This is a genomic window from Pseudothioclava alba (genome assembly GCF_033100795.1).
In the GTDB taxonomy this organism is placed as follows: domain Bacteria; phylum Pseudomonadota; class Alphaproteobacteria; order Rhodobacterales; family Rhodobacteraceae; genus Pseudothioclava.
In genome coordinates this window covers 20,375-45,032 of sequence record NZ_JAWLVI010000007.1, presented here as the reverse complement: position 1 = coordinate 45,032, position 24,658 = coordinate 20,375, and the positions used below count along the sequence as shown (strand labels likewise).

Annotated in this window: 31 protein-coding genes; 14 read left to right on the top strand and 17 right to left on the bottom strand. The window is 62.0% G+C overall.

What is annotated here, in order from left to right; genetic code table 11:
* The first annotated feature begins 3 nt into the window (after positions 1 to 3).
* Both mdoH and RYZ20_RS13915 read left to right on the top strand, forming a co-directional pair.
* A complete protein-coding gene (gene mdoH / locus RYZ20_RS13920; RefSeq protein ID WP_317674462.1) occupies positions 4 to 1,767 on the top strand; it encodes a glucans biosynthesis glucosyltransferase MdoH in 1,764 nt (587 codons plus the stop codon).
* Positions 1,754 to 2,917 carry an OpgC family protein gene (locus RYZ20_RS13915; RefSeq protein ID WP_317674460.1) on the top strand — a complete coding sequence of 388 codons (1,164 nt, stop codon included), beginning with the start codon at positions 1,754 to 1,756 and terminating at the stop codon, positions 2,915 to 2,917. Before mdoH ends, RYZ20_RS13915 begins: the two co-directional genes overlap by 14 nt.
* Here RYZ20_RS13915 and RYZ20_RS13910 read toward each other — a convergent pair.
* A complete protein-coding gene (locus RYZ20_RS13910; protein WP_317674458.1) occupies positions 2,914 to 3,807 on the bottom strand; it encodes a LysR family transcriptional regulator in 894 nt (297 codons plus the stop codon). The two genes, RYZ20_RS13915 and RYZ20_RS13910, sit on opposite strands and share 4 nt — an antisense overlap.
* Positions 3,808 to 3,906: 99 nt before the next feature.
* On the opposite strand from RYZ20_RS13910, the gene RYZ20_RS13905 reads away from it, so the two are divergent.
* From RYZ20_RS13905 to rpmE, 9 genes are all read left to right on the top strand, one after another.
* Positions 3,907 to 4,479, top strand: coding sequence for an FMN-dependent NADH-azoreductase (locus RYZ20_RS13905; RefSeq protein WP_317674456.1), 573 nt, complete (start codon positions 3,907 to 3,909; stop codon positions 4,477 to 4,479).
* 200 nt (positions 4,480 to 4,679) lie between these two features.
* Positions 4,680 to 6,173, top strand: coding sequence for a signal recognition particle protein (gene ffh / locus RYZ20_RS13900; protein ID WP_317674454.1), 1,494 nt, complete (start codon positions 4,680 to 4,682; stop codon positions 6,171 to 6,173).
* A gap of 6 nt (positions 6,174 to 6,179) precedes the next feature.
* Positions 6,180 to 6,482 (top strand): chorismate mutase, encoded by a 303-nt coding sequence (locus RYZ20_RS13895; protein WP_317674452.1) that lies wholly within the window; start codon positions 6,180 to 6,182, stop codon positions 6,480 to 6,482.
* A 43-nt stretch (positions 6,483 to 6,525) separates the two neighbouring features.
* Positions 6,526 to 6,888 carry a 30S ribosomal protein S16 gene (rpsP, locus tag RYZ20_RS13890; RefSeq protein ID WP_317674450.1) on the top strand — a complete coding sequence of 121 codons (363 nt, stop codon included), beginning with the start codon at positions 6,526 to 6,528 and terminating at the stop codon, positions 6,886 to 6,888.
* Between the two features lie 2 nt (positions 6,889 to 6,890).
* Positions 6,891 to 7,535 (top strand): 5,6-dimethylbenzimidazole synthase, encoded by a 645-nt coding sequence (gene bluB, locus RYZ20_RS13885; protein ID WP_317674448.1) that lies wholly within the window; start codon positions 6,891 to 6,893, stop codon positions 7,533 to 7,535.
* Positions 7,535 to 8,041: a ribosome maturation factor RimM gene (gene rimM, locus RYZ20_RS13880; protein WP_317674446.1), complete on the top strand. Its 507-nt coding sequence runs from the start codon at positions 7,535 to 7,537 to the stop codon at positions 8,039 to 8,041. The genes bluB and rimM overlap by 1 nt, the downstream gene beginning before the upstream one ends.
* Before the next feature lie 155 nt (positions 8,042 to 8,196).
* Positions 8,197 to 8,958, top strand: coding sequence for a tRNA (guanosine(37)-N1)-methyltransferase TrmD (gene trmD / locus RYZ20_RS13875; RefSeq protein WP_411572356.1), 762 nt, complete (start codon positions 8,197 to 8,199; stop codon positions 8,956 to 8,958).
* 51 nt (positions 8,959 to 9,009) lie between these two features.
* Positions 9,010 to 9,387 (top strand): 50S ribosomal protein L19, encoded by a 378-nt coding sequence (rplS, locus tag RYZ20_RS13870; RefSeq protein ID WP_317674444.1) that lies wholly within the window; start codon positions 9,010 to 9,012, stop codon positions 9,385 to 9,387.
* An 11-nt stretch (positions 9,388 to 9,398) separates the two neighbouring features.
* Positions 9,399 to 9,620: a 50S ribosomal protein L31 gene (gene rpmE / locus RYZ20_RS13865; protein ID WP_317674442.1), complete on the top strand. Its 222-nt coding sequence runs from the start codon at positions 9,399 to 9,401 to the stop codon at positions 9,618 to 9,620.
* A gap of 229 nt (positions 9,621 to 9,849) precedes the next feature.
* Here the strand turns inward: rpmE and RYZ20_RS13860 are convergent, their stop codons facing one another.
* A complete protein-coding gene (locus RYZ20_RS13860) occupies positions 9,850 to 9,990 on the bottom strand; it encodes a hypothetical protein (protein ID WP_317674440.1) in 141 nt (46 codons plus the stop codon).
* Between the two features lie 197 nt (positions 9,991 to 10,187).
* On the opposite strand from RYZ20_RS13860, the gene RYZ20_RS13855 reads away from it, so the two are divergent.
* A complete protein-coding gene (locus tag RYZ20_RS13855; RefSeq protein ID WP_317674438.1) occupies positions 10,188 to 11,192 on the top strand; it encodes a Hint domain-containing protein in 1,005 nt (334 codons plus the stop codon).
* Between the two features lie 9 nt (positions 11,193 to 11,201).
* Here RYZ20_RS13855 and RYZ20_RS13850 read toward each other — a convergent pair whose 3' ends face one another.
* Positions 11,202 to 11,915, bottom strand: coding sequence for an alpha/beta hydrolase family protein (locus RYZ20_RS13850; protein WP_317674436.1), 714 nt, complete (start codon positions 11,913 to 11,915; stop codon positions 11,202 to 11,204).
* A gap of 33 nt (positions 11,916 to 11,948) precedes the next feature.
* Entirely contained in the window at positions 11,949 to 12,215 is a 267-nt protein-coding gene (locus RYZ20_RS13845; protein ID WP_317674434.1) for a DUF6552 family protein, read from the bottom strand.
* A gap of 226 nt (positions 12,216 to 12,441) precedes the next feature.
* Here RYZ20_RS13845 and RYZ20_RS13840 point away from each other — a divergent pair, with 226 nt between their 5' ends.
* Positions 12,442 to 13,251, top strand: a complete 810-nt coding sequence (locus RYZ20_RS13840; RefSeq protein WP_317674432.1) for a division plane positioning ATPase MipZ — start codon at positions 12,442 to 12,444, stop codon at positions 13,249 to 13,251.
* Positions 13,252 to 13,302: 51 nt separating this feature from the next.
* On the opposite strand, the gene RYZ20_RS13835 is transcribed toward RYZ20_RS13840, so the two are convergent.
* From RYZ20_RS13835 to argB, 5 genes are all read right to left on the bottom strand, one after another.
* Positions 13,303 to 13,467, bottom strand: coding sequence for a hypothetical protein (locus RYZ20_RS13835; protein WP_317674430.1), 165 nt, complete (start codon positions 13,465 to 13,467; stop codon positions 13,303 to 13,305).
* Positions 13,468 to 13,640: 173 nt separating this feature from the next.
* A complete protein-coding gene (trpB, locus tag RYZ20_RS13830; protein ID WP_317674599.1) occupies positions 13,641 to 14,846 on the bottom strand; it encodes a tryptophan synthase subunit beta in 1,206 nt (401 codons plus the stop codon).
* Between the two features lie 14 nt (positions 14,847 to 14,860).
* A complete protein-coding gene (locus RYZ20_RS13825) occupies positions 14,861 to 15,379 on the bottom strand; it encodes a SixA phosphatase family protein (RefSeq protein ID WP_317674428.1) in 519 nt (172 codons plus the stop codon).
* Positions 15,376 to 15,993: a ferredoxin gene (locus RYZ20_RS13820; RefSeq protein WP_317674426.1), complete on the bottom strand. Its 618-nt coding sequence runs from the start codon at positions 15,991 to 15,993 to the stop codon at positions 15,376 to 15,378. Before RYZ20_RS13820 ends, RYZ20_RS13825 begins: the two co-directional genes overlap by 4 nt.
* Positions 15,990 to 16,868: an acetylglutamate kinase gene (gene argB / locus RYZ20_RS13815; protein ID WP_317674597.1), complete on the bottom strand. Its 879-nt coding sequence runs from the start codon at positions 16,866 to 16,868 to the stop codon at positions 15,990 to 15,992. The genes RYZ20_RS13820 and argB overlap by 4 nt, the downstream gene beginning before the upstream one ends.
* A gap of 139 nt (positions 16,869 to 17,007) precedes the next feature.
* Between argB and RYZ20_RS13810 the strand changes: the two genes are divergently transcribed.
* Positions 17,008 to 17,745, top strand: a complete 738-nt coding sequence (locus tag RYZ20_RS13810) for an SDR family NAD(P)-dependent oxidoreductase (RefSeq protein WP_317674424.1) — start codon at positions 17,008 to 17,010, stop codon at positions 17,743 to 17,745.
* Between the two features lie 15 nt (positions 17,746 to 17,760).
* On the opposite strand, the gene yihA is transcribed toward RYZ20_RS13810, so the two are convergent.
* From yihA to rpmH, 8 genes are all read right to left on the bottom strand, one after another.
* Complete coding sequence (gene yihA, locus RYZ20_RS13805; RefSeq protein ID WP_317674422.1) at positions 17,761 to 18,411, bottom strand: ribosome biogenesis GTP-binding protein YihA/YsxC; 651 nt, start codon at positions 18,409 to 18,411, stop codon at positions 17,761 to 17,763.
* Positions 18,411 to 19,202 carry an MOSC domain-containing protein gene (locus tag RYZ20_RS13800; protein WP_317674420.1) on the bottom strand — a complete coding sequence of 264 codons (792 nt, stop codon included), beginning with the start codon at positions 19,200 to 19,202 and terminating at the stop codon, positions 18,411 to 18,413. The genes yihA and RYZ20_RS13800 overlap by 1 nt, the downstream gene beginning before the upstream one ends.
* Complete coding sequence (gene yidC / locus RYZ20_RS13795) at positions 19,199 to 21,010, bottom strand: membrane protein insertase YidC (RefSeq protein ID WP_317674595.1); 1,812 nt, start codon at positions 21,008 to 21,010, stop codon at positions 19,199 to 19,201. The genes RYZ20_RS13800 and yidC overlap by 4 nt, the downstream gene beginning before the upstream one ends.
* Positions 21,011 to 21,158: 148 nt before the next feature.
* Positions 21,159 to 22,694, bottom strand: coding sequence for a GGDEF domain-containing protein (locus RYZ20_RS13790; RefSeq protein ID WP_317674418.1), 1,536 nt, complete (start codon positions 22,692 to 22,694; stop codon positions 21,159 to 21,161).
* Positions 22,695 to 22,775: 81 nt separating this feature from the next.
* Positions 22,776 to 23,660, bottom strand: coding sequence for a tRNA 2-thiocytidine(32) synthetase TtcA (ttcA, locus tag RYZ20_RS13785; protein WP_317674416.1), 885 nt, complete (start codon positions 23,658 to 23,660; stop codon positions 22,776 to 22,778).
* Positions 23,653 to 23,910: a membrane protein insertion efficiency factor YidD gene (yidD, locus tag RYZ20_RS13780; RefSeq protein WP_317674415.1), complete on the bottom strand. Its 258-nt coding sequence runs from the start codon at positions 23,908 to 23,910 to the stop codon at positions 23,653 to 23,655. Before yidD ends, ttcA begins: the two co-directional genes overlap by 8 nt.
* Positions 23,907 to 24,407 carry a ribonuclease P protein component gene (rnpA, locus tag RYZ20_RS13775; RefSeq protein WP_317674414.1) on the bottom strand — a complete coding sequence of 167 codons (501 nt, stop codon included), beginning with the start codon at positions 24,405 to 24,407 and terminating at the stop codon, positions 23,907 to 23,909. The genes yidD and rnpA overlap by 4 nt, the downstream gene beginning before the upstream one ends.
* A 21-nt stretch (positions 24,408 to 24,428) precedes the next feature.
* Positions 24,429 to 24,563, bottom strand: a complete 135-nt coding sequence (gene rpmH / locus RYZ20_RS13770) for a 50S ribosomal protein L34 (protein WP_096433999.1) — start codon at positions 24,561 to 24,563, stop codon at positions 24,429 to 24,431.
* Positions 24,564 to 24,658: the final 95 nt, after the last annotated feature.

The window sequence follows — 24,658 nt, the reverse complement described above, 5'->3', positions numbered from 1 at the left end:
CCCATGCTCCGGCCGTTCACCGGCCTCTATGCGTTGCGCAGCCTTGCCATCTTGCTATCGCTGGTGGCGGGGCTTGGGGCGTTCTGGTTGTTCATGCAGTTCGGGCGTTCGGACGGGCTAGAGGCTCTGGACATCATCCGCGCGCTTTTGATCCTGATTTCGACGCTCTGGCTGGCATGGGGCGCGGTTCAGGCGTTGATCGGGCTGACGACCCTGCCCGAAACCCCGCCGATGCCGCCCCGTCCCGAAGGCCGCAGCCGCACGATCATCCTGATGCCGGTCTATAACGAAGACCCGCGCGTATCCTTTGCGCGTCTTGCGGCGATGGATGCGTCGCTCAAGGCCGAGGGCGCGGATTACCTGCATTTCGCGGTGCTTTCGGACACCCGCAGTGACGCCATCGCCGCCGAGGAACAACACCTTTTCGCCCGCCTTCTGGCCGAAACGAACGGCGCAAAGCGGTTTTTCTATCGCCGTCGCAGCGCCAATACCGGCAAGAAGGCGGGCAATATCGAGGATTTCATCACCCGTTCAGGGGCGGGCTATGATTTCGCGCTGATCCTTGATGCCGATAGCCTGATGGAAGGCGCGACGATCCTTGAGATGGTCCGCCGGATGGAGGCCGAGCCGCACCTTGGCCTGCTGCAAACCTTGCCCAAGGTGATCCGCGCAGGATCACGCTTTGGCCGCGCGATGCAGTTTTCGGCCAGCTTCTTTTCGCCCGTTTTCGCGCGCGGTCTGGCGATGATGCAGGGGCAGACGGGGCCGTTCTGGGGCCATAACGCGATGGTGCGCACGCGCGCATTCGCAGAAAGTTGCGGCCTGCCCGTCCTGCGCGGCGCGCCGCCCTTTGGTGGCCACATCATGAGTCATGACTATGTCGAGGCCGCCCTGCTGGCGCGCCAAAACTGGATCGTGCGGCTGGATGACGATCTGGGCGGCTCTTATGAGGAAGGCCCGGAGAATATCGTCGACCACGCGAAACGCGACCGGCGCTGGTGTCAGGGCAACCTGCAACATTCGCGGCTTCTGCTGGCGCCGGGCCTGAAGCCCTGGTCGCGCTTTGTTTTTGTGCAAGGCATCATGGCCTATATCGCGCCCTTGTTCTGGATCGGGTTTCTGACCGCCTCGATCCTTGCGCCGCTGCTGGCCGATCCGATCGACTATTTCCCCGAGCCGTATTGGCCCTTCCCCTATTTTCCGCCCTCCGAGGCGTCGAAAGCCATCGGGCTTGCTATCGGCATTTTCGGGCTTCTTCTGCTGCCGAAAATCCTGATTGCACTGCGCGCGGCGCTGCGGGACGAAGCCGCGCCTTTTGGCGGTGCCCCGGTTGCCTTTGCCTCGACCATCGCGGAGCTTTTGTTCTCGTCGATCACCGCGCCGATCCTTTTGATGTATGCGACGCGCTCGGTGTTTCAGGTGTTGATGGGGCGCGATGGCGGCTGGCCCACGAACAACCGTGGCGATGGCCGGCTAAGCCTGTCCGATGCCTATGCGGCGTCTAACTGGATCACCGCGACGGGGCTTATCGTCACGCTGGCGGCTTATCTGTTCGCGCCGCATCTGATTTTCTGGCTCTTGCCCGTGGGGCTGCCGATGATTGCCGCGCCCGTTGTGTTGTGGTGGTCCTCGCAGCCCTCGAAAAGCCCGCTGATGCGGGTGCCGTCCGAAAGCCACCCTCCCCCCGTTGCCACGCTTCACGATGCCATTCTGGAGCGCTGGTCTGTGCCCTCCGAACCGGAGACTGTTGCCCATGTCCAAGCCTAAAGCCCCCCGCGACCCGCGCCTTGATATGTTTCGCGGCATCGCGCTGGTGATGATTTTCCTCAACCACATTCCCGGCCAGATTTACGAGAGGTTCACCTCGCGCAACTTCGGCCATTCGGACGCGGCCGAGGGGTTTGTCTTCATGGCGGGCGCAGCCGCCGCGCTGGCCTATGGACCGCGCCTGATCGACGGGCTGAACTGGGCGGCGCTGCGCAAGGTCTGGAACCGTGCGTGGACGCTTTACCTTGTGCATCTGTTCACCGCCTTCTGGGCCATCGCGATCATCGCGGGGGCTGCCCTTTGGTTCGGCGGAGAGGAGCTTTTGACGAAAAACGCTTTCAAGCCGCTGACGACCAAACCCCTGGAGTTCCTGATCGGGATACCGGCGCTGACGCACCAGTTGGGCTATGTGAATATCCTGCCGATGTATGCGGTGCTTTTGCTGGCCGCGCCGTTCCTGATCCGGCTGGGGCAGATTGCTCCGCGCGCGTTGCTGGCAGGCGCAATCCTGTTCTGGGTAACGACGGGCCAGTTCCGCCTGAACCTGCCGAATTTCCCGTTCGAGGGCGGCTGGTTCTTCAACCCGCTCGCATGGGAGATCCTGTTCTGCCTTGGCATCCTGACGGGGCTGGCGCTGCGTGAGGGCAAGCGGTTTGTGCCTGTGAACCGCTGGCTTGTCGGTGTGGCGGCGCTCTGGCTGGTGTTTTGCGCATTCTGGGTCAACTCTGAGCCGGCGATGGCCTCGCTTGGCCATGTCAGCTGGCAGTTGCGCGAGTGGGGCGTGCCCTTCTATCTGGTCGAGTTCGACAAGACTTTCGTGTCACTCCCGCGCCTGACGCATATTCTGGCGCTGGCCTATATCCTGTCGCTGCCGGGCCTTGTTCCGGCTTTTGCCGCCTCGCGCTTTGCCGCGCCCTTGTGCATGTTGGGGCGCCACGGGCTGCCGGTGTTCGCGACCGGAACCATCCTTGCGATACTGGCCCAAGCGATCCGCCATGTGCATCCGGCCGGTCTGGCGCAGGATACGCTGCTGATCGTCGGCGGGCTGATGGTGCAGCTTGCGCTGGCCTATATCCGGGGCCGCATCGCGGCACCGGCGAAAGCGCCCGAGCCTGCGACGGCCAATAACACCCGCGTGGCGCTGGCCTAAAGGCCGTTCGGGCAGATCTCGGCCACGGTTTCTTTCAGCACGCGAAGGGCCGCCTGCACTTTTGGCGTGCGATGCAGATCGACATGCGTCACCAGCCAGACCGAGGCTGTCCACTCCTCGCGGGGAGGCATGACCTCTTCAAGAAGCGGGTCCATCCGTGCCTCGACCACCGGCAAAAATCCCATGCCAATGCCCTGACGGATCGCGGCCCACTGGGCCTCGTGGTCGTTCGCGCGGAACACGACCTGCTGTTCGGGGATCATCGCCGCCAGCCAGCGCAGATAGGGCGCGCGCCCCTCGCGGCTGTCATTGGCTATAAACCGGTGTCCCTGAAGCGCGGCCTCATCCTCCGGCTTGCCGTGTTCGGCCAGATACTCCTTGGAGGCAAAAAGCGCGACCTGCAAAGGCGCCAGCGGCTGCACCACGTTGTCCGGCTCGGTCGGGCGGTTGCCCGCGCGCACAGCAATATGGGCCTCGCCATATTCCAGCCGGAACACGCGCGCATCGGTCAGATAGCGCAGCCGCAGCGCGGGGTGTTCCTCGATCAGCCGCTTGAGCGCGGGCAGCACCATCCCCGACAGCGTGAGGACCGAGGTCACGATCAGCTCGCCCGAAACCTCTTCGCCCGCGCCCGCGATCCGTGCCGCCAGTTGCGAGAACTGGTCTTCGGTCGCCTGCCCGACGGCGAGGATCTGCTGCCCCGCCTCGGTCGGCGTATAGCCGCGCGGGTGGCGCTGGAACAGCTTGGTGCCAAGGCGTTGCTCAAGCGCGTCGACATGGCGGATCACGGTCGCATGATGCACGCCCAAGGCTTCGGCAGCGCCCGAAACCGTGCCAATGCGCGCCACCTGAAAGGCCGTGCGAATCTCATCCCAATTGTCGATCGGCATATGTGCACTCCTGAACAGGTTCGGCGCATTCTAGCCAATTGCGTTTGTGACCGCAAAGAACAATTTAGAGGCAAGACACGCTTCCAAAGGAACCTCCCCATGTCCAAAACGCTTCGTATCATTTCGTCGATCAAAGGCCCGAACTCGGTGACGACCAAACTCACCGACACCATCGCCAGCAAGATCGGCGGCGAGACCGTAAACCGCGACGCCACCTCGATCCCGCTGATCGACGGGAACTGGATCGGCGCGGCCTATACGCCTGCTGACCAGCGCAGCGACGCGCAGAAAGAGACGCTCGCGCTGTCGGATGCGCTGATTGCAGAACTGCGCGACGCCGATACCATCGTGATCGGCGCGCCGGTCTATAACTTTGGCGTCACTGGCCCGCTGAAAGCGTGGATCGACCAGATCTGCCGCGTTGGCGAAACCTTCCGCTACACCGAAAACGGCCCCGAGGGTCTGCTTTCGGGCAAGCGCGTGATCGTTGCCTATGCCTCGGGCGGCGTGCCGCTTGGGTCGGCCTATGATCTGGCCTCGGCCTATATCAAGCAGGTTCTGGCCTTCATCGGCCTGACCGATGTGACCATCGTCGCCGCCGAAGGCGTGGCCGTTGACGAAGCCGCCGCCGTCCAGCGCGCCGAAGCCCAGATTGCGGAACTTGCCGCCTGATCGGCATCTGCTTCAATAATTCAAAGGCCCGTGGTTGACTCCGCGGGCCTTTTTCCGTAAGGCACCCAAGATTTCCCGGAGGACCAGCCCTCCGGTCCCAACCCGTAACGGGGGGATCGCCACCAGTCAGCGCGTTGCGCCCACTGGTGCGATTGTCGTTTGTCCCGCCGGCCAGTCCGGTAACCGCATGGAGGTGCGCCATGTTCGAGAACCTATCAGAACGCCTTGGCGGCGTTTTCGACCGGCTGACGAAGCAGGGCGCCCTTTCTGCCGATGACGTGAAAACCGCGCTGCGCGAAGTGCGTGTGGCCCTGCTTGAGGCCGACGTCTCGCTGCCGGTTGCGCGCGATTTCATCAAGGCGGTCGAATCGAAAGCCACTGGCGCTGCGGTGACCAAGTCGGTGACTCCCGGCCAGCAGGTTGTGAAAATCGTCCATGACGCGCTGATCACGATGCTTGCGGGCGAAGGCGAGGCCGACGCGCTGAAGATCGACAACCCGCCCGCGCCGATCCTGATGGTTGGTCTGCAAGGCTCGGGTAAGACGACCACGACGGGTAAACTTGCCAAGCGCCTGAAAGAGAAAAACGGCAAGCGGGTGCTGATGGCCTCGCTCGACATCTATCGTCCGGCCGCTATGGAGCAGCTTGCGATCCTCGGCCAGCAGATCGGCGTGGATACCCTGCCGATCGTCAAAGGCGAAAGCGCGGTGCAGATTGCCAAGCGCGCGCAGCAGCAGGCGATGCTGGGCGGCTATGATGTCTACATGCTCGATACCGCGGGCCGCCTGCATATCGACGAAGTCCTGATGTCCGAGGTTCAGCAGGTGCGCGACGCGGTCAGCCCGCGCGAAACGCTGCTGGTGGTCGATGGCCTGACCGGTCAGGTTGCCGTCGATGTGGCGCAGGAATTCGAAGACAAAGTCGGCATCTCGGGCGTTGTCCTTACCCGTATGGATGGCGACGGGCGTGGCGGTGCGGCTCTGTCGATGCGCGCCGTTACCGGCAAGCCGATCCGTTTTGTCGGCCTTGGCGAAAAGATGGACGCGCTTGAGACCTTCGAGGCCGAGCGTATCGCAGGCCGCATCCTTGGCATGGGTGACATCGTCGCCCTCGTCGAGCGCGCACAGGAAACGCTGGAAAAAGAACAGGCCGAGCGGATGGCGAAACGCTTCGCCAAGGGTCTGTTCAACATGAACGACATGAAAAGCCAGCTTGAGCAGATGGTCAAGATGGGCGGCATGCAGGGCGTTATGGGCATGATGCCGGGCATGGCAAGATACGCCAAGCAGGCGGAAGACGCGGGCCTGAACGACAGGACGCTGAGCCACCAGATCGCCCTGATCAACTCGATGACCAAGCGCGAGCGCGCCAACCCCGACCTGTTGCAAGCCTCACGCAAGAAGCGCATCGCCGCTGGCGCGGGTCTTGAGGTCGCCGAGCTGAACAAGCTTCTGAAAATGCACCGCCAGATGGCTGACGCGATGAAAAAGATGTCGAAGATGGGCAAAGGCGGGATGCTCAAGCAGGCGATGAAGATGATGGGCGGCAAAGGTGGTATGCCCGACATGGCCAATATGGACCCGGCGGAAATGGAAGCCGCCGCCAAGGCAATGGGCGGCAAGCTGCCCGGCATGGGCGGTCTTCCGGGGCTGGGTGGTCTGGGCGGCCTTGGTGGCTTCGGGAAAAAGAAGTAACGCACCATGACCGATATTCACGCCACGGCCCGCGCCGCAGCCCTTTTGAAAGATCACCGCGACAGCATCGACCGCCTCGATGCGATCCTGATCTATACGCTGGCAGAACGCTTTATCCACACGCAAGCCGTGGGCAAGCTGAAGGCCGCACACGAGCTTCCCCCCTCCGATCCCGCGCGTGAGGCGACCCAGATCGCCCGTCTGGAACGGATGGCAGAAGAAAGCGGTCTCGACCCCGAGTTCGCTAAGAAATTCCTCAATTTCGTGATTGCCGAAGTGATCCGGCACCACGAGCAATTCCAGAAATGACGGGCCATCGGCCCGACCCAAGCCATTCAAAGGAGAAACTCACATGGCTATGAAAATCCGCCTCGCCCGTGGTGGCTCGAAAAAGCGCCCCTTCTACGCAATCGTTGCGTCCGACTCGCGCATGCCGCGTGACGGCCGCTTCCTCGAGAAGCTGGGCACCTACAACCCGCTGCTGGCCAAAGACTCGGAAGAGCGCGTCAAGATGAACATGGAGCGCGTTCAGTACTGGCTGTCGCAAGGCGCCCAGCCGACCGACCGCGTTGCACGCTTCCTCGAAGCGGCGGGCGTTGCTCCGAAGACCGAGCGCAAGAACCTGAAGAAAGCCGTTCCGGGCAAGAAAGCAACTGCACGCGCTGCTGAGAAAGCCGCGAAAGCAGCCGCTGCCGAAGATTCGGCCGAGAGCTAAGTTTGGCTCCGGTTTTCGGCAACGCCTTTCAGGACGAGCTGGCACAGCTGATGCGGTGGCGGCGCGATGTGCGCCGCTTCCGTCCAGACCCCGTGCCTGCCGACGTTCTGGAGCGCGGGCTGAAAGCCTTTGGCATGGCGCCCTCGGTCGGACTGTCCGAGCCGTGGCGCGTCGTGAAGATCGAAAGCGCCGCGGCCCGTGCTGCGGCGCTTGCCAATTTCGAGGCAGCGAATGCCGAAGCGCTAGAGGCTTTTCGCGAAAGCGACACCCCCGAGCGCGCGGCGATCTATGCCAATCTCAAGCTGTCGGGCATGAAAGACGCGCCCGTCCAGCTTGCCATATTCTGCGACGACGAAACGCCGAAGGGTGGCGGGCTTGGCGCCCGCACCATGCCCGAGATGCGGGCCTATTCGGTCGTCGGCGCGATCATGCTTTTGTGGCTCGCCTTGCGGGCCGAAGGCATCGGCCTTGGCTGGGTGTCGATCCTCGACCCCGAGCGCCTGAGCCGCGACCTTGATCTGCCCGAAAGCTGGCGGTTGATCGGGTATTTCTGCATCGGTTATCCGGAAATCGAATCCGAGACCGCCGAACTTGAAGAGCTTGGCTGGGAACCGCGCCTTGGCCTGCCGCCTCTGGAGGAACGCTGATGACCACTCCTGAACGTGTCTGTGTCGGTGCCATCGCCGGAGCCTTCGGCGTGCAGGGCGAGGTGCGGATCAAGAGCTTTTGCTCCACCCCCGAGGACATCGCCGCCTACGCGCCGCTTTATACCGAGGACGGCAAACGCTCGTTCACGCTCAAACTGACGCGCGGCGTCAAGGGCGGGCTGGCGGCCCGTGTGGCGGGGATTGCGACCAAAGAAGAGGCCGACGCGATGCGCGGCGTCACCCTTTGGGCGGATCGAGATAAACTGCCCTCGCTGCCCGATGACGAGTTCTACCACGCCGACCTGATCGGCCTTGAGGTTCTGGATACCGGCGGCGAGCGTCTGGGAACGGTGCGCGCGGTCCATAACTACGGCGCGGGCGACATTCTTGAGGTCACCGGAGCGGGGCAAAAGGCGCTGCTTTTGCCCTTCACCCGCCTTGTCGTGCCGACCGTCGATCTGACCGCTGGCCGGATCATCGTCGACCCGCCCGAGGATCAGGCATGAACGACGACGACACGCCCCCCCGCAAGGCCAGGATCGAGAAACTCTCGACGACAGATCTTTTCGCGGGCGAGGCCAATGAAAAGGCCGCCCCGCGTTCGCACGGGCGGATGTCTCTGGCCGGTCGCGTGACCTCGCTCCGTCGTCCGCGCGACCTGATGGAAGAGCGCCCTGCGCCGAAGGCTTGGACCGCGAATATCGTGACGCTTTTCCCCGAGGCCTTCCCCGGCGTTCTGGGGTTGTCGCTTTTGGGCAAGGCCCGCGACGAGGGGCTTTGGGCCTATAACACCTTTGATCTGCGCCCCTATGGTGTCGGCAAGCACCGCAATGTGGACGACACGCCCGCTGGTGGCGGCGCGGGCATGGTGCTGCGTGCCGATGTCGTGGCCGCAGCGATCGCGGATGCCTCGGCAGGTGCCCCGCAAGACCGCGCGAAATGGCCGATCATCTATATGTCGCCACGCGGCAAACCCTTCGATCAGGCGATGGCGCGCCGCTTTTCCGAAGCCGACGGCATGACCATCCTGTGCGGCCGTTTCGAGGGTGTGGACCAGCGCGTTCTGGACCATTTCGGGATCGAAGAGGTCTCGATCGGCGATTTTGTCCTGACCGGCGGAGAGATCGCCGCTCAGGTCTTGATTGACGCGACAGTGCGGCTTATACCGCGCGTCTTAGGGAATCAGGCATCTACCGAAGAAGAGTCTTTTTCGGATGGCTTGCTTGAGCACCCGCAATATACCCGACCTGCGCTTTGGGAAGGTCGCGCGATACCGGAAATTCTTCAGTCCGGCCATCACGCGAAAATTGAGGCGTGGAAGCGGGTTCAGGCCGAAAGGCTGACAAAGGAACGACGACCTGACCTCTGGCGGGCTTGGTGTGCGACGCACAACAGGGACCCGGATGAAGACCGAGAGCTCTGAGGACGCACACACCAATTGCGGGCATACCGCAAGCACATGAAAGGAACAGCGATGAACCTGATCGCTCAAATCGAGGCGGAACAAATCGCCGCTCTCGGCAAAACTATTCCGGATTTCAAAGCCGGTGACACCGTTCGCGTCGGCTTCAAAGTGACCGAAGGCACCCGTTCGCGCGTCCAGATGTATGAAGGCGTCTGCATCTCGCGCAAAGGTGGCGACACGCTCGCAGCCTCGTTCACCGTCCGCAAGATTTCCTTCGGCGAAGGCGTGGAGCGTGTGTTCCCGCTCTACTCGACCAACATCGACTCGATCGAAGTTGTCCGTCGTGGCCGCGTGCGTCGCGCCAAGCTGTACTACCTGCGCGCCCGTCGCGGTAAGTCGGCACGTATCGCCGAAGACACCACCTACAAACCCAAAGCCAACGCCTGAGGAGACGGAAGATGAAAGCCGATACCCATCCCGAATATCACTTCATCACCGTCAAAATGACGGATGGCAGCGAATACCAGACCCGTTCGACCTGGGGCAAAGAAGGCGACACGATGACGCTCGACATCGACCCGACTGTGCACCCGGCATGGACCGGCGGCGGCGCCAAGCTGATGGACACCGGGGGCCGTGTGTCCAAGTTCAAGAACAAATACGCAGGCCTGGGCTTCTGATCCCGACCTTGCGGTTCTTATGCGAAGGGCGTGCCTCAGGCGCGCCCTTTTGCTTTGCGGCGCAATATACCGCTCAGGAGCATCGCGCCGACCAGAAGGCTTGCGCTCCATATCCCGGAAAAACCCGATCAACGCATTCGCGGGCGCCAGAAATTCGGGCGCCGATGGCATGACCTTATCGGTCACTCCTTGCCCCAAGATGCGGAGTTGAGGCGACGCAATCCGCGCGCTAGTCCGCGCCGGAGCAGAAAACCTGTCCTGCGCCATCGCAGACCTGAACCGTCCATCCCGTCATACGGGTGGTGCCTGTGGGAACCGCTACCTCGACAAAGCCGGCAACAACCGGGCCTGAAGCATATGCGCTGGTCATTGCCCTTGCCAAATTCGGGAGCCTTCAATCGCCATAGCTCATCAGACCGGCGCCCCGAAAACAGTTAACCAGCTTTGTTAGAGGGGTGAAAATATGCGTAAAATTCTCTGATCTCTTAAGGGTTTGTTTCTATCCCATGCCTAGATTGCAAACGCGCCGGCAGTGGCGCCTTGTCCTTTTCAACCTATGCAGCCCAGATGTCCCAAGCATGGAACGCCCTCAATCTCGGTCCCCCCTCGGCCTGCGGCGCGCAGGTCGGTGGCAGCGGCATCGCGGGTCAAATTGCCTTTGCCGGGCAGCGTTTTGTGCATGACGGCAAGGGGCGGTTTAGCCTGACACAGATTGACCAGACCTCCTTGCAGGCAAAGGAGCGCGCTCGGTTCTACGCAAGCCTGGTCTATCAAGACGGCTCCACTGCCGGAATTTCAGCCCTGCTCTTTCAAGACGGGCCGGGAAATCTGCTGCTGGCCCCCTCTTCCGCTCTTGGTGCCGATGCGACCGCGCTGATGGCGCAGCCGGTTGTTGCCGTGCGAGTCGGGGCACTGGCCACGCCCGAGGCACCGATCATCACGCCCCGCGCCCAGTGCTTCGTGGCAGGAACCCTGCTCCAGACGCCGACCGGCGCGCGAAGGGTCGAGACATTGGAAGCGGGCGATCTGGTATCAACCCTCGATCATGGCCCCCGGCCGATCCGCTGGCGCTATTCCAGTCGCCCCGTCGCGACGGGCAAGCACGCGCCGGTCTGCATACCCGCGAACAGCCTGGGAAAGGAACGGCCGCAGCGTGACCTTTGGGTGTCGCAGCAGCACCGGATGTTTGTCTCTTCAAGCGTGGCGCGTGATCTGTTCGGAGCGCATGAACTGCTTGTCCCCGCCACGCGTCTGGCAGGGTTTGGGGGCGTGCGACGGGTTTCAAGCAGGGGGGAGGTCAGCTACCTGCATCTTCTTCTCGACCGGCATGAGATACTTCTGGCCGAGGGGGTTCCCACCGAAAGCCTGTTGCCGGGGCAACTTGCGCTAGAGACTCTGAGTAAGCCGGCCCGCATCGAACTGCAAAGCAGCTTCCCGACGGTTGGCTGGCAAGACCCGCAAGGTGAGGCCGCGCGCCCCGTCCCGCCTCCGCGCGCGCAATATGCGCTGATGAGCCGTATCCTTCAGGGCCACGGGGGGCTTCTGGATTTGTGGCAAGGCCCGCCGCTCTGATGGGGGCAGCTAGCCCCTGCCCCGCCGTCGGCCTCCTGCAGATGCAACAATCCGCAATAGCCGGCGCCGGTCATGGCGTAGCGTGGCATCAAGCATTCCCGCCAGCGCGCCACGCTCTTTCAGATGGTCCACAAGGTCCGAATGCCCGTGATCGGGGAAAATCAGATGGTCCAGCCCCGCTCCGGCCGGGAACTGCGCAGCCTGCGCCATATCATCCTTGGCACCGTGAAACAGGCAGACCCACGCGGTTTCGGGCAGGGGTGCGGTGCGCCATCGGACAGGCGGCAAATTCTCGGTCCAGATGGACCAACGCCGCTCGTCAGGCACCACATCGGGCACAACCGACCACTGCGGAGAGAAGGCCAGCACCGCATCGACGGGGATAACCTGCGACGCCGCAAGCGCGCAAAACCCGCCCATCGACACACCCATCGCAACAATCCGATCCACCGGCGCGCGAGACCGAACGGTGGCCAGCGCGCTTAGCAGCGCTTCGGCAAAGCCCTCCGCATTCGCCCAACTCCGGCTTTCATCCATCACGAAAAGCGCGCGGCGCGGTGGACCGTGCGCCCCCCTCCCGATCGCGGTTGCGACAAACTCGGGCGAGGGCAGGCGCGATGGATCATGGCCGACCGAAGAGAAGGAGATCACCAGATCGCCGCCCTCCCCGTCCAGAAAGTCGACCGCATAGGGCCGCTTGCTCCATATCCGTTCGAACTCCACGCGCCGCCCTTGACTGGCCCCGTTCCGTGCAACCTATCCGGCGCTCGCCATTCCCGCCAGCATCGAGACCAGGGCAACCACATGGATCAGCATGATCGCGCGGTCATTCCACAACACGCCAACCGCAAACCAGCCGAACACGCCCACAAGGAACAGATAAAGATTCCACGGCGTATATCCGAAGCCCGTCGCGGCATAGCCCAGAATTTGCACGATCGAGGCGGCCCATTTCACGCCAAAGGTGATCCGCGCCTTGCGCAGCGTTTTGGGGTCCACAGCGGGGATCTCGATCGTTGTCATCATTGCCTCGGGGGAGTGTGCCTTCTTCGGCCTCTAGTGCAGCCCCGCGTCCCCCGCAAGCACCAAGAACGGAGGACGCGCAAATTCTGTCATTTCGCTCTGCGCCACGTATCAAGGCGATCACGCCCCCTTGCGCCGCCTCTCTTCCTTCGGTAGCCGAAGGCACCTATAGTCGCGCGCGGGTGTCCGCACTTGCGGGCAGGGGCAGAAACCAGAGGGACAGGCCGTGGCGCATATTATTGTTGTGGGGAACGAAAAAGGCGGGTCAGGGAAATCGACCACCTCGATGCATGTTGCAACTGCACTGGCGCGGATGGGCAAAACCGTCGGCGTTCTGGACCTCGACCTGCGGCAGAAATCGCTCGGGCGCTATATCGAGAACCGGCTCGCCTTCATGGCGCGCGAAGGCGTCGATCTGCCCTGCCCCGAGTATCGCGAGCTTCCCGAGGTCGACGCGACCTCGCTCGCGCCGGGCGAGAACCCCTACGATCATCGCCTCTCGGCAGCCGTCGCCGATTGCGAGACAACCTGTGACTTCATCATCATCGACTGCCCCGGTTCGCACACGCGGCTCAGTCAGGTCGCACATTCGCTGGCCGATACGCTGATTACCCCCCTCAACGACAGCTTTATCGACTTTGACCTGCTGGCGCGGATCGACCCCGTGACCTCCAAGGTGATCGGCCCCTCGATCTATTCCGAAATGGTCTGGGCGGCGCGTCAGTTGCGGGCCCGCGCAGGGCTGAAGCCGATCGACTGGATCGTTTTGCGCAACCGTCTAGGTGCGCAGCAGATGCACAACAAGCGCAAGGTTGGTGAGGCGCTGGAGCAACTGGCCAAACGGATCGGCTTCCGTGTGGCGCCCGGTTTTTCCGAGCGTGTCATCTTCCGCGAGCTGTTCCCGCGCGGGATCACGCTGCTTGATCTGCGCGATCTGGGGGTGGACAACCTCAACCTCTCGAACGTGGCCGCGCGTCAGGAATTGCGCGATCTGCTGAACGAGTTGAACCTGCCCGGCATAGAGATCAATTTCTGATAAAGAAACGCGCCCCGCAGGGCGCTAAAGTTTCCTCGCTACAGGAATAGGCTACGCGAACTGCTGGCGCGTCGCGAAGGGCGAGATGGTCCGGCGATGCGCGCGGCGCCCCCGCTTGGGTTTCAGTTCAAGCTGCGTGAAACGGGCCTCCAGAATCGGATCTTCGGTCGGGCGGAACAGGCCAAGCTTGTTCAACAGGATCATTGCGTGCGCCATCTGGTCCTCCTCGCTGGCGGTGCGGCTGTTAACCCCAATTTCACGGTCAAATCGGGCCAAAGAATGGCTCGGGCGGGGTGATCCGATGATGATAGCGCGGCGAAAATAATCCCCGCATCAATGCAAACGGCCCCCGCAAACGCAGGGGCCGTTCAATTTCGGCTCAGCCAGCCTTAGCTTTCGCCAAAGCCGTAGGTTTCGGTGACGTAGTCGATGTCCTTGTCGCCGCGCCCCGAAAGGTTCAGCAAGATCGTCTTGCCCGGATGGTTTTTCGCCTCGCGCATGGCAAAGGCGACCGCGTGGGCGCTTTCGAGCGCGGGGATGATCCCCTCGCGGCGCGACAACTGATAGAACGCGTTGAGCGCCTCTTTGTCATCAGCGGTCGTGTAATTGGCCTTGCCCGTGCGATAAAGATGCGCGTGCTCGGGGCCAACGCCCGGATAATCCAGCCCCGAAGCGACCGTATGCACGGGCGCCGGATCGCCGTTCGCGTCATGCAGAACCATCGTGCGGAAACCGTGGATCATGCCATCTTCGCCATAGGTGATGGTGGCCGCGTGGTCGCCCAGCTTCGACGAGGTGCCGCTGGGTTCAACGCCATAAAGGGCGACGTCCTTATCCTCGATAAAGCCCGCGAACAGGCCCATCGCGTTCGATCCACCACCAACGCAGGCCGCAACGATGTCGGGCAGATCGCCTGTCATCTCAAGGAACTGCTCGCGCGCCTCGATACCGACAACATGCTGGAAATCGCGCACCATGCGCGGGAAAGGATGCGGCCCCACAACCGAGCCGATCGCGAACAGCGCGGTATCGGCCTGCGCGACATAGCTTTGGAAGCAGCTATCCACCGCCTCTTTCAGCGAACGCCCGCCAAAGCCCACGGGCACCACGGTCGCGCCCAACAGCTTCATGCGCGTGACGTTCGGCGCCTCTTTGGCGATGTCGATCTCGCCCATGTGAATTTCGCATTCCAGCCCGAAATAGGCCGCCGCCGTCGCCAGCGCGACACCATGCTGGCCCGCGCCGGTCTCGGCCATCAGCTTGGTCTTGCCCATGAACTTGGCCAGAAGCGCCTCGGCCATGCAGTGATTAAGCTTATGCGCGCCGGTGTGGTTCAGATCCTCGCGCTTGGCGTAGATCTGCGCGCCGCCGCAATCATCCGACAGGTTTTTCAGATAGCTGATTGGCGTCGGGCGGCCCTGAAAATGCTTGCGGATATAGCGCAGGTCGCGGACGAACTCGGCCGAGTGCGCGATCCGGTCATAGGCCTCGGTGATTTCCTTGAAATGCGGGACCAGCGGCGGCGGCAGTTCCGCGCCGCCATACTCACCGAAAAAGCCGTCCTTGTTCGGTGTCGATTTCAGATAACCCATAATTCCTCCTCTAGGTATCAGCCGCGCCCCGACGGGGTGAAAAATTCCAGCACGCTTCCTTGACCGGCTTGAAGGTCGCTCCAGTCCTCGATCTGAAAATCGACGATCAGAGTGGCGCAGGTGGGATATTTGCGAAAATCGGGGTTATAGATCGGCTGCGCGGGCAGCATCGCGGCGAATTCCGCAATCCCCGGATTATGCGCGATCATCATCACCGTCGGCGCGCTGGCGGTTTTGAGAACCTCGAGCAGCATGAAGGGCGAAGCGTGATACAGGCTTTCGACGAATGTGATCTCGGGGCGCGTCTCGATCACCGCCGAGGCAACCCCGTCCCATGTTTCGCGCGTGCGCCGCGCGGTCGAGCACATGACCTCTTCAGGCTCAAGCCCGCGCGAGGCAAGGAAATCCCCCAGCTCGCGCGCCGCCGCCTGACCGCGCGCATTCAGCGGGCGGTCGATGTCTTCCATTACCGGATCATCCCAGCTCGATTTCGCGTGGCGGGTCAGTATCAAGCGGCGATGTCCAAGTGGTGTCATTTTAGCCTTTGCCTCATGTGCCAAGCAGATTGTTCCGGTAGCCTGCCATAGCCTTGGCTTGCCGGGCAAGCCCGACGAGAGAGGCAACCGCCAGAAGTGCAGCCTTCGCTGCCCTCGCCATCCAGATAGGCGTAGCAGGATTTCACGTCATAGCCCTCGGCAGAGAAGGCCGAAATCGGGCACGCAGCCAAGCAGGGTTCATCGCAACCCTCGCAAGGCGATGTGACGATTGGCAGCAATTCGTGTTCGCCGGGGATCGCGATTGCCCCGCGATACGAGGCCAGCAGCCCCATTTTCTCGTGGACCATAAAGAAGATCGGAGAGCTAAACGCCTGACCAGACCCGAGAATCAACGGCACAAACGGGGTGCGCGGCTCGCCAAACGGGTAAAGCGCGCGCCCATCGAACGCCTTGGCGACGGGGCCGATCACGCGCTCCGACCAGCGGTCCAAGGGCTGGCGCGCACCATCGTTGAACTCGGCGCTCGCCGTGAAATTGGGCCAGAAACCCGGCTCGGCGGGCGAGAGTAAATAGATCGTCTCGCCCTCTTGATAAAGAGAGGCAGACACATACAGGCGCTCATCCGCGAGCGCGGCGTTCAATGCCCCGATCATGGGTGTTGCGGCACAACGCGCGGCGCGGTCGACCGGATCATCGACCCCGCGCCATGTTCGGTGAACAGCTCCAGCAGGCAGGCATTGGGCACGCGGCCATCCAGAATGACCACGGCGCGCACGCCCTCCTCAACCGCCTTAAGCGCGGTTTCGGTTTTCGGGATCATACCGCCCGCGATAGTGCCGTCTTCGATCATCTCGCGCACTTCGGCGGGGCTCATCTGGGTGATAACTTCGCCCGATTTGTTCTTGACGCCCGCGACATCGGTCAGCAGCAACAGGCGGTCGGCCTGAAGCGCACCTGCAATCGCGCCCGCAGCCGTGTCGCCGTTAACGTTGAAGGTCTCGTTATCGTTCTCGCCGGTCGCGACGGGCGCGATCACCGGAATGATGCCCGCGTTATACAAATCGCGGATCACCTGCACGTTCATCTCGACCGGACGCCCGACAAAGCCAAGCTCCGGATCGTCAGCCACGCAGACCATCAGGTCATCGTCCTTGCCCGAAATGCCAACCGCGCGGCCCCCCTGATCGTTGATCGCCTGCACGATGCGCTTGTTTACAAGCCCCGCCAGAACCATCTCGACCACTTCGACCGTTGCCTGATCGGTTACGCGCTTGCCGCGCACCCATTGGCTCTCGATCCCCAGCTTACCCAGCATGTCATTGATCATCGGGCCGCCGCCATGCACCACAACCGGATAAATACCCACCTGCCGCATCAGCACGATGTCACGGGCAAAATCGGCCATCGCGGCCTCGTCGCCCATGGCATTCCCGCCGAATTTCACGACGACAACCGCGCCGGTATAGCGTTGCAGGTAAGGCAAGGCCTCGTTCAGGGTCCGTGCGGTGGCGATCCAGTCTCGGTTCATCGTCAGCTTTCTCATGGCGCTCGTCTCGGGTGGGGTGCGAAGGCTAGTGTTAAGCACTTCGACGCGCACTGCCAAGGGGTCCGCGCTTGCAGGGCGGAAAAGACGCGCTAGAACAAGGTCAAGCGATCCGGAGGGGCAGATGGCACAAGACGAACGCAAGGTGATGTTGTTGACAGGGGCAAGCCGGGGCATCGGCCACGCCACGGTCAAGAAATTCGCGCGCGAGGGATGGCGGGTGATTACCTGCTCGCGTCAACCCTTCCCCGAGCAATGCCCGTGGGGGGGCGGACGCGAGGATCATATCGTTCTTGATCTGGCTGACCCGAAGAAAACCATCGCCTCAATTGATGAGATTCGTAATCGGCTGGATGGAAAGCTGCACGCGCTGGTGAATAACGCAGGCATTTCACCCAAAGGCGAAGGCGGGTCGCGGCTGAACACGCTCGACACCGATCTCAGCACTTGGGGACAGGTGTTCCACGTCAATTTCTTCGCCTCGATCGTGCTGGCACGGGGGCTAAAGGCCGAGCTGTCGGCGGTGAAAGGATCGGTGGTGAATGTGACCTCGATCGCGGGATCGCGCGTGCACCCGTTCGCGGGTGCCGCCTATGCGACATCAAAAGCCGCTCTCAAGGCGCTGACGCGCGAAATGGCGCATGATTTCGGCCCCTTGGGGGTGCGCGTCAATGCCATCGCGCCGGGCGAGATCGAAACCTCGATCCTGTCCCCCGGCACCGAGAAAATCGTCGAAGGGCTACCGCTGCGCCGGCTTGGTCAGCCCTCGGAAGTGGCGGATGTGATCTGGTTCCTGTGCTCGGATGCGTCGAGCTATGTCACCGGAACCGAGATCGAGGTGAACGCCGGTCAGCATGTCTGACCGGCCGCTCTGGCGCTACTCAAGTCCCGCGATAATCGCGCGCAAGGTGGCGATCCCCTCGCCTTTTTCGGACGAGGTCATCACGATCTCGGGGTAGGCGGCGGTATGCTTTTGCAGCGCACCTTTCACCTGCTCCAGAAGCTTCGGGTGCTCGCTTGTCTTGATCTTATCAAGCTTGGTCAGCACGACCTGAAACGTCACCGCCGAGCGATCCAGAAGCGTCAGGATCTCGTCATCGACATCCTTGATCCCGTGGCGCGCGTCGATCAGCACAAAGACCCGGCGCAGCGTTGCCCGCCCCGAGAGATAGCTTTTCAGCAGCGCCTGCCATTTTTTCACCACCGCGACCGGCGCCTGTGCAAAGCCATAGCCCGGAAGGTCCACCAGATAGGGGCCGTCCTGCGTGGTGAAAAAGTTGATCTCCTGCGTCCGGCCCGGCGTGTTCGAGGCACGCGCAAGGTTCTTGCGGCCCGTCAGCGCATTAATCAGCGAGCTTTTCCCGACATTCGAGCGCCCCGCAAAGCAGACCTCGATCCGGTCCGCAGGCGGCAGCCCGTTCATCGCAACAACGCCCTTCAGAAACTCGACGGGGGCCGCAAACAAAAGCCGCCCCTTTTCGCGGGCAAACTCGTCGGGTTCGGGGGTGATCTGGAACTGAAGCTCCATCAGAGTATCTCCACGGTATCGCCGGTCAGAACTTCGCCAGCGCGAACAACCTTGGCGTAAAGGCCGAATTGCGTATCGCCCCAGATCGACTGGAGCAGCTCAAGCGTTTTCATGTCTTCCGCGCCGGTTTCGGGGTTGGCGCAGGTGGCGCGGCAGCGGGTGATCGGCATGACGACCTCCAGCTCGGCCTCGTCGATGCGAAGGCGCCGCCCGATCAGATCCCGCTCGGCACCTGCCTCCCAGCCCGAAACCCAAAGGTTGCCACGAAAGCGATGCATCGACACGGGCGCGCCCGCGGCTTCGGACAGCCGATCAAGCGAGCCAAGCGACAGGATCGAAATATAAGGCGCTTCCATATCGCCCAAGGTGACATCGGCAACCCGTTCGACCGCCCGCAGCGCGGGGCGGTTCAGCGGCCAGAACGGGCGCACCCATTCGATCAGCTTGACGCAATCCTCAGGCTTGGTGGGGTCGAACAGCGCGTGCCACTGACCGGGATGGTTGAGCATGATCCCTTCGTTGGTCGTCTGCGCGGTTATCGCCATCAGCTCGGGCGCTGCGNTCGTCTGCGCGGTTATCGCCATCAGCTCGGGCGCTGCGGCGCCGCGCAGGAAGTTCCGCTTCGCCGCCCAATGGTCGAGCGGCCCGTCGAACTCGGCCCCCTCGTGCGAGATCGCCCAGATCCGGTCAAAAGGCAGAGCGCGCCCCTCTTGCAGGGGCGCGCTTTCGATTTCCTCATAGCCGACCGACTTGATCGGGTGGCGTATGATATGGGCCAGTTGTGCCGTCATTGCTTCGGTTTGTCGGCCGAGTGCTTTTTGAAGCTCGCTTTGATGTTATCAAAGATATCAGGCCGTTTTCCGTGCATCGACATGATCGTGTACTGCTGGAGGAACGTGATCGTGTTGTTCGCAATCCAGTAAAGCACGAGGCCCGATGCAAAGCTGCCCAGCATGAACATGAACACCCAAGGCATCCACGCCATGATCATCGCTTGCGTCTGATCGGTGGGCGCCGGGTTCAGTTTTTGCTGCATCCACATCGAGATGCCCAGCAGGATCGGCAGCACACCAAGGCTGAACATGAAGAACAGAGAACCTTGCTCGGGCGCCGCGAAGGGCAGCAGGCCAAAGAGGTTCAGGATCGAGCTTGGATCGGGCGCCGAGAGGTCGCGAATCCAGCCAAGCCACGGCGCCTGATACAGTTCGATCGTGACGTAAATCACCTTGTAGAGTGAGAAGAAAATCGGGATTTGCAGCAGGATCGGCAGGCAGCCCGCAGCCGGGTTTACCTTTTCGCGCTTATACAGCTCGATCATGCCCTGCTGCAGTTTCGCGCGATCATCGCCCGTCGTGGCCTTGAGTTTCTCCATCTCGGGCTGCAATTCCTTCATCTTCGCCATCGAGATGTAGGATTTGCGCGCCAGCGGGAAGACGAGCGCCTTGATGATTATGGTCAGCGCGATAATCGCCCAACCCATGTTGCCGATCGCGCCATGAAGCCAGTGCAGAAGCTGGAACATCGGCTTGGTCAGGAAGTAGAACCAGCCCCAGTCGATCGAATCCACAAAGCCCTGAATGCCGACCTCTTCTTCGTAATGCTTGATCGTTTCCCATTCTTTCGCGCCAGCGAAGAGGCGGGTCTCGATCGAGGTGCTGGCGCCAGCAGCGACATCCATCACGGGGAGGCGCGTCTCGGTCTGGTAGATGTCCAGCGCCGCGACATATTTCACAACCGAAGTAAACGGGCCGGACATCGGCGCCAGCGTCGTCATCCAGTATTTGTCGGTAAAGCCGGTCCAACCACCCTCGGCGACCTCAGTCTTATTGGCCTGACCTTCACCCGCGACCTCGTCGAGATCGGTAATGTCTTTGTAATCTTTTTCGGAAAGTTTGCCGTCCGACATACGAACCGCGCCTTCGTGCAGCACATAGACGCGGCGGCTTTCGGGAATGCCGTGGCGTGCGATAATGCCGTAGGGCGCGATCCGCACGGGCGCGGCAGTCCGGTTCTCGACTGATTGTTTGATGGTGAACAGGTAGTTCTCGTCGACCGACAGTTCGCGCTTGAAGATCAGCCCGGCGCCATTGTCCCAAGTGAGGGTCACGGGCGATTGCGGCGTCAAAGTCGCATCCGCCGGGGTCGTCCAGAGCGTGCGCGGTCCTGGCAGAAGTGCTGCATCCAGCCCTGCGGTCGGCAACCAGCCGTAAACCGCATAATAGGGTTTGGCCGCATTCAGGTCATCGCCGCCAACCGGCGCAAGCAGGCGCACGAGCGGGGAATCCTCGTCGAGCGATTCTTTATAATCCTTGAGCGACAGATCATCCAAACGTCCGCCCATCAACGAGATCGAGCCGGTCAGGCGCGGCGTTTCGATCTTGATACGCGGTGCGTCTACAACGGCGCTTTGCGCAGGGGCCGGCGCGGTTGTCACCGTTGCGGCATCGGTCACCGGCGCGGGAACGGATACCCCTTGCTCGACCGCCACCGCTTCGGCAGGGGCAGGCGCTTCGGGCGCGGGGAAGAGAAAACTCCAAACGATCAGCACCAGCGCCGAGAGAACGGTCGCGAGAATCAGGTTTTTGTTCTGATTATCCATAAAATCGGGGTCCACCAGACGGTCCAAGGTTGCTGGAGGTTCAACAGAAGGGGGCAGCAAAGGTCAAGGCTTTTTCCCGAGAAGATCCATTTGCCCTGCCGTTTTCGTCGACATGGCCCGATTTCGCGACCCTACGCCGAACGGAGAGCTACGCACCGCGCCGTGTTTGCAGGATCGGGGTTGCGGCCAGCTTGGCCAGATGCCGCTCCGACCAGTCGAAGGTCTCGTCAAGAGGCATCGGGGCTGCGATCGCCTTTCCTTGCACATGCTGGCAGCCAAGCTGGGCGAGCATCGAGTGTTCGCCTATGGTCTGCACGCCTTCGGCTATTGTCTCTAGCCCCAAACCTTCCGCGAGGGAAATCAGAGCAGCTACGAGGCGCTGCTGCTCGGGGTCTTTATCGACATTCGCGACGAAGCTCCGGTGGATGCGCAGCCTTTGTGCGTTCGAGCGTCGGATGCAACTGACCGAAGCCTGACCGTTGCCAAAGCCAGACAGCTCGATCTGGCACCCAAGCGCAACACATGCCCGCAAATTTCGCGATACCACTTCCTGACCGATCAGGGGCAGAACCGAATGACGCAGGATCAGGCGGATTCGCGACGGCAGAACATCGAATCTGTCAAATTCCCAGCGCAGACGCTCTGTCATTTTCGGGTTGCTCAGCAGCTCAGCAGAAACGGGCAGCGAGATCGCTCCCAAGTTCAAAGCACGCTCTTCCCACGCCCGTAATGCAGCAAAGCTTTGATACAGCATAACTTCGGCAAACCGCTGGCGCAGCCCCGCCGCCTCCAACGCAGTCATCAGATCCTGTTCCGGAAGAACGCCGCGGCTCTCATGCACCCAGCGCGGGACGACCTGCATTCCAGAGACATGCCCCGTATCCGTGCACAGCTGCGGCACAAAATAGGCTCTGACCTGCCCGTTTTCCAAAGCGGCCGTCACTTCGGACGAAAGCGCCGACCGGACATCCGCCGACTGGCAAATCTCGGTCGAATAGGCCCGAATGGCTCTCGGACCATTCCGCGCAGCCTCCTCGGCCGATAGTTCGGCAGCACCCAGTAGCGCAACCGCACCTGCTTCCGGCGCACGCCCCATCAGGCAAAATCCCACATAAAGCGTGAGCGAAACCGCGCGATAGGCGATGGAAACAGGGTCAGATACCGCCGATTGAAGGCGCCCGGACAGTTGAATCATGCTTTCAAGATCGGGACGCGGCGTCGGCTTCAGCATCACAGCGAACTTAGCGCCTTCAAGACGAACCACCCTATCCTTGTGCCGTAACGAATCAACCAGTCGCTCGCTTATTTTGCCAAGCACTTCGTCAAACTCGGTGGGGGACAGCTGATGCGCCAACCCCTCGGCTCCGTCCACCCCGACAACAAGACACGCGGTGCTTTGTGCAGTGTTTTCCGCCTCGATCAGCAAACCTTCCAGGATCGTTTCTCCCTCAGCCCGCAGCGGCAAGCCGGTCACCCCGTCACGCGGAGGCTGATTCTCGAAATCGGGCGCAGAAAGAGGGCGCGTCATCCATGCGACAGCCAACGCCGTCACCCCCACAAGCATCATCACCCCAAGCCCGAACCACAGCCACGCAAGCCCAACCGCGGGGACAAATGCCACCATCTCGCGGCGCCAGAGAATCGGGCCGATTGCCTTGCCCAACGGGTCTCTGCTCTTCGCCATATCCCTACCTCAGCACCAATCGCCAGCGGCACATACCGCCACCTTCAACCGGCACCTTAGGGAGTGAACGTCAGCGAACCGTTAATCGCGGCCCAACAAATCGGGGATGTTTTGCCTAAAATCCGTCGAATCCTTGGGTAGATTGGCCATTAGCCCCGAAAAATCGAAAATCGACGGGTCACACAGATGCGAGGGGCGCACATTCATCAGCGCGCGGAACATCACCTGCCGGCGCCCCGGACTGCGGCTTTCCCATTCATCCAGAATGCGCTTGACCTGCTGGCGTTGCAGCCCGTCCTGCGAGCCGCACAGATCACACGGAATAATCGGGTAGTTCATCTGATTGGCGAACTTCTCGCAATCGGCCTCGGCCACAAAGGACAGCGGGCGATAGACGAACAAATCCCCCTCTTCATTCAACAGCTTGGGCGGCATCGTCGCTAACCGGCCACCGTGAAACAGGTTCATGAAAAACGTCTCAAGAATGTCGTCGCGGTGGTGCCCCAGCACAACGGCCGAACAGCCCTCTTCGCGCGCGATCCGATACAGATTCCCCCTGCGCAGACGCGAACACAGCGAGCAATAGGTGCGACCTTGCGGGATCTTGTCGACGACGACCGAATAGGTGTCCTGATACTCGATCCGGTGCGGCACCCCCATGTCCTCAAGGAACTTCGGCAGCACCGTCGAGGGAAACCCCGGCTGTCCCTGGTCAAGATTGCACGCCAGCAATTCCACCGGCAGAAGGCCGCGCCATTTCAGCTCGTGCAGGATCGCCAGAAGCGTATAGCTGTCCTTGCCGCCCGACAGGCAGACCAGCCATTTTGCACCGCGTTCGATCATGCCGAACTTCTCGATCGCATCACGGGTTTCGCGCACGATCCGCTTACGCAGCTTCTTGAACTCGGTCGTCGAGGGGGCGCCCGCAAAAAGCGGGTGGATCGGGGCGTCTTCGTCGTCAAGCATCGTCCGTGTCCTTGTGATGGTCATGCCCGCAGCCCGGCACCGGATCATAGCCCTGCCCGCCCCAAGGGTTGCACCGCAGGATGCGCCAAGCCGCAAGGTAGCTACCCTTGAACGCGCCGTGCTTTTCCAGCGCCTCCATCGCGTAGGCCGAGCAGGTCGGCTGGAACCGGCAGCCATGGCCCACATAGGGCGACAGCAAAAGCCGATAGGTCCGCACAGGCAGCGAAACGACAAAGGCCAGGGGACTCATCCGCGCCCCCTGCGCCGACCGCGCGGCGGGGTTTTGTCATCTCGCGGCGGGCGCGGCTTATCCGAATGGACCGAGGCCAGCGCGCGGATCATATCGTCCAGCATCAGGGCAAATTCGCGTGTCGCGGTCGCCTCGGGGCGGCCAACCAGCACATAATCCCAGCCCACCTTCCCGTTTTTCGGCAAGATCGCACGGGCAATTTCACGCAAGCGACGCTTGGCACGGTTGCGGGCAACGGCATTGCCGACCTTTTTGGAACAGGTAAAGCCCACACGGATCAGATCGGCGGGAACACCCTCTCCGCCCACACGCGGGCGTGCCTGCAAGAGGAAACCGTGCGTGCCTTGCCTGCGCGCCGAAGCAGCCCGCAGAAAATCGGCGCGTTTGCGAAGAATGGCCGTGGACACCAAAGCACCCTCCGGACATACAGAAACCGCCGGCGCTTCCCCCGCACTCCGACCTTTGGGGTCAGTCACGGGTGCCTCCGGCGGTGTCATGTCGTTAAGGCCGATTGGACCTTAGGCCGAAAGACGCTTGCGGCCCTTGGCGCGACGAGCGTTCAGCACCTTTTGGCCACCTTTGGTAGCCATGCGGGCGCGGAAGCCGTGACGGCGGGCGCGAACGAGGTTCGACGGCTGGAACGTGCGTTTCATATGTCTCTACTCCGGTTCGGGCCCCAAACCATTGCGGATTCGAGGGCCGATAACATTCGAAGCCAGTCCTTTAGTGAGGGTTGGGAGGCAAGTCA

What these genes read in the sequence shown, in the direction of transcription:
- trmD (WP_411572356.1), top strand. Translation starts at nt 8,197, where the DNA reads ATGGAAGAGCGCCCTGCGCCGAAGGCTTGGACCGCGAATATCGTGACG.
- ttcA (WP_317674416.1), bottom strand. Translation starts at nt 23,660, where the DNA reads ATGCTTGACGACGAAGACGCCCCGATCCACCCGCTTTTTGCGGGCGCC.
- rnpA (WP_317674414.1), bottom strand. Translation starts at nt 24,407, where the DNA reads ATGACACCGCCGGAGGCACCCGTGACTGACCCCAAAGGTCGGAGTGCG.
- RYZ20_RS13915 (WP_317674460.1), top strand. Translation starts at nt 1,754, where the DNA reads ATGTCCAAGCCTAAAGCCCCCCGCGACCCGCGCCTTGATATGTTTCGC.
- RYZ20_RS13845 (WP_317674434.1), bottom strand. Translation starts at nt 12,215, where the DNA reads ATGACAACGATCGAGATCCCCGCTGTGGACCCCAAAACGCTGCGCAAG.
- rpmE (WP_317674442.1), top strand. Translation starts at nt 9,399, where the DNA reads ATGAAAGCCGATACCCATCCCGAATATCACTTCATCACCGTCAAAATG.
- mdoH (WP_317674462.1), top strand. Translation starts at nt 4, where the DNA reads ATGCTCCGGCCGTTCACCGGCCTCTATGCGTTGCGCAGCCTTGCCATC.
- RYZ20_RS13860 (WP_317674440.1), bottom strand. Translation starts at nt 9,990, where the DNA reads ATGACCAGCGCATATGCTTCAGGCCCGGTTGTTGCCGGCTTTGTCGAG.
- yidD (WP_317674415.1), bottom strand. Translation starts at nt 23,910, where the DNA reads ATGAGTCCCCTGGCCTTTGTCGTTTCGCTGCCTGTGCGGACCTATCGG.
- rimM (WP_317674446.1), top strand. Translation starts at nt 7,535, where the DNA reads ATGACCACTCCTGAACGTGTCTGTGTCGGTGCCATCGCCGGAGCCTTC.
- rpmH (WP_096433999.1), bottom strand. Translation starts at nt 24,563, where the DNA reads ATGAAACGCACGTTCCAGCCGTCGAACCTCGTTCGCGCCCGCCGTCAC.
- RYZ20_RS13905 (WP_317674456.1), top strand. Translation starts at nt 3,907, where the DNA reads ATGTCCAAAACGCTTCGTATCATTTCGTCGATCAAAGGCCCGAACTCG.
- RYZ20_RS13855 (WP_317674438.1), top strand. Translation starts at nt 10,188, where the DNA reads ATGTCCCAAGCATGGAACGCCCTCAATCTCGGTCCCCCCTCGGCCTGC.
- yidC (WP_317674595.1), bottom strand. Translation starts at nt 21,010, where the DNA reads ATGGATAATCAGAACAAAAACCTGATTCTCGCGACCGTTCTCTCGGCG.
- argB (WP_317674597.1), bottom strand. Translation starts at nt 16,868, where the DNA reads ATGAACCGAGACTGGATCGCCACCGCACGGACCCTGAACGAGGCCTTG.
- RYZ20_RS13825 (WP_317674428.1), bottom strand. Translation starts at nt 15,379, where the DNA reads ATGACACCACTTGGACATCGCCGCTTGATACTGACCCGCCACGCGAAA.
- RYZ20_RS13820 (WP_317674426.1), bottom strand. Translation starts at nt 15,993, where the DNA reads ATGATCGGGGCATTGAACGCCGCGCTCGCGGATGAGCGCCTGTATGTG.
- RYZ20_RS13835 (WP_317674430.1), bottom strand. Translation starts at nt 13,467, where the DNA reads ATGGCGCACGCAATGATCCTGTTGAACAAGCTTGGCCTGTTCCGCCCG.
- rplS (WP_317674444.1), top strand. Translation starts at nt 9,010, where the DNA reads ATGAACCTGATCGCTCAAATCGAGGCGGAACAAATCGCCGCTCTCGGC.
- RYZ20_RS13790 (WP_317674418.1), bottom strand. Translation starts at nt 22,694, where the DNA reads ATGGCGAAGAGCAGAGACCCGTTGGGCAAGGCAATCGGCCCGATTCTC.
- ffh (WP_317674454.1), top strand. Translation starts at nt 4,680, where the DNA reads ATGTTCGAGAACCTATCAGAACGCCTTGGCGGCGTTTTCGACCGGCTG.
- RYZ20_RS13895 (WP_317674452.1), top strand. Translation starts at nt 6,180, where the DNA reads ATGACCGATATTCACGCCACGGCCCGCGCCGCAGCCCTTTTGAAAGAT.
- RYZ20_RS13810 (WP_317674424.1), top strand. Translation starts at nt 17,008, where the DNA reads ATGGCACAAGACGAACGCAAGGTGATGTTGTTGACAGGGGCAAGCCGG.
- RYZ20_RS13910 (WP_317674458.1), bottom strand. Translation starts at nt 3,807, where the DNA reads ATGCCGATCGACAATTGGGATGAGATTCGCACGGCCTTTCAGGTGGCG.
- rpsP (WP_317674450.1), top strand. Translation starts at nt 6,526, where the DNA reads ATGGCTATGAAAATCCGCCTCGCCCGTGGTGGCTCGAAAAAGCGCCCC.
- yihA (WP_317674422.1), bottom strand. Translation starts at nt 18,411, where the DNA reads ATGGAGCTTCAGTTCCAGATCACCCCCGAACCCGACGAGTTTGCCCGC.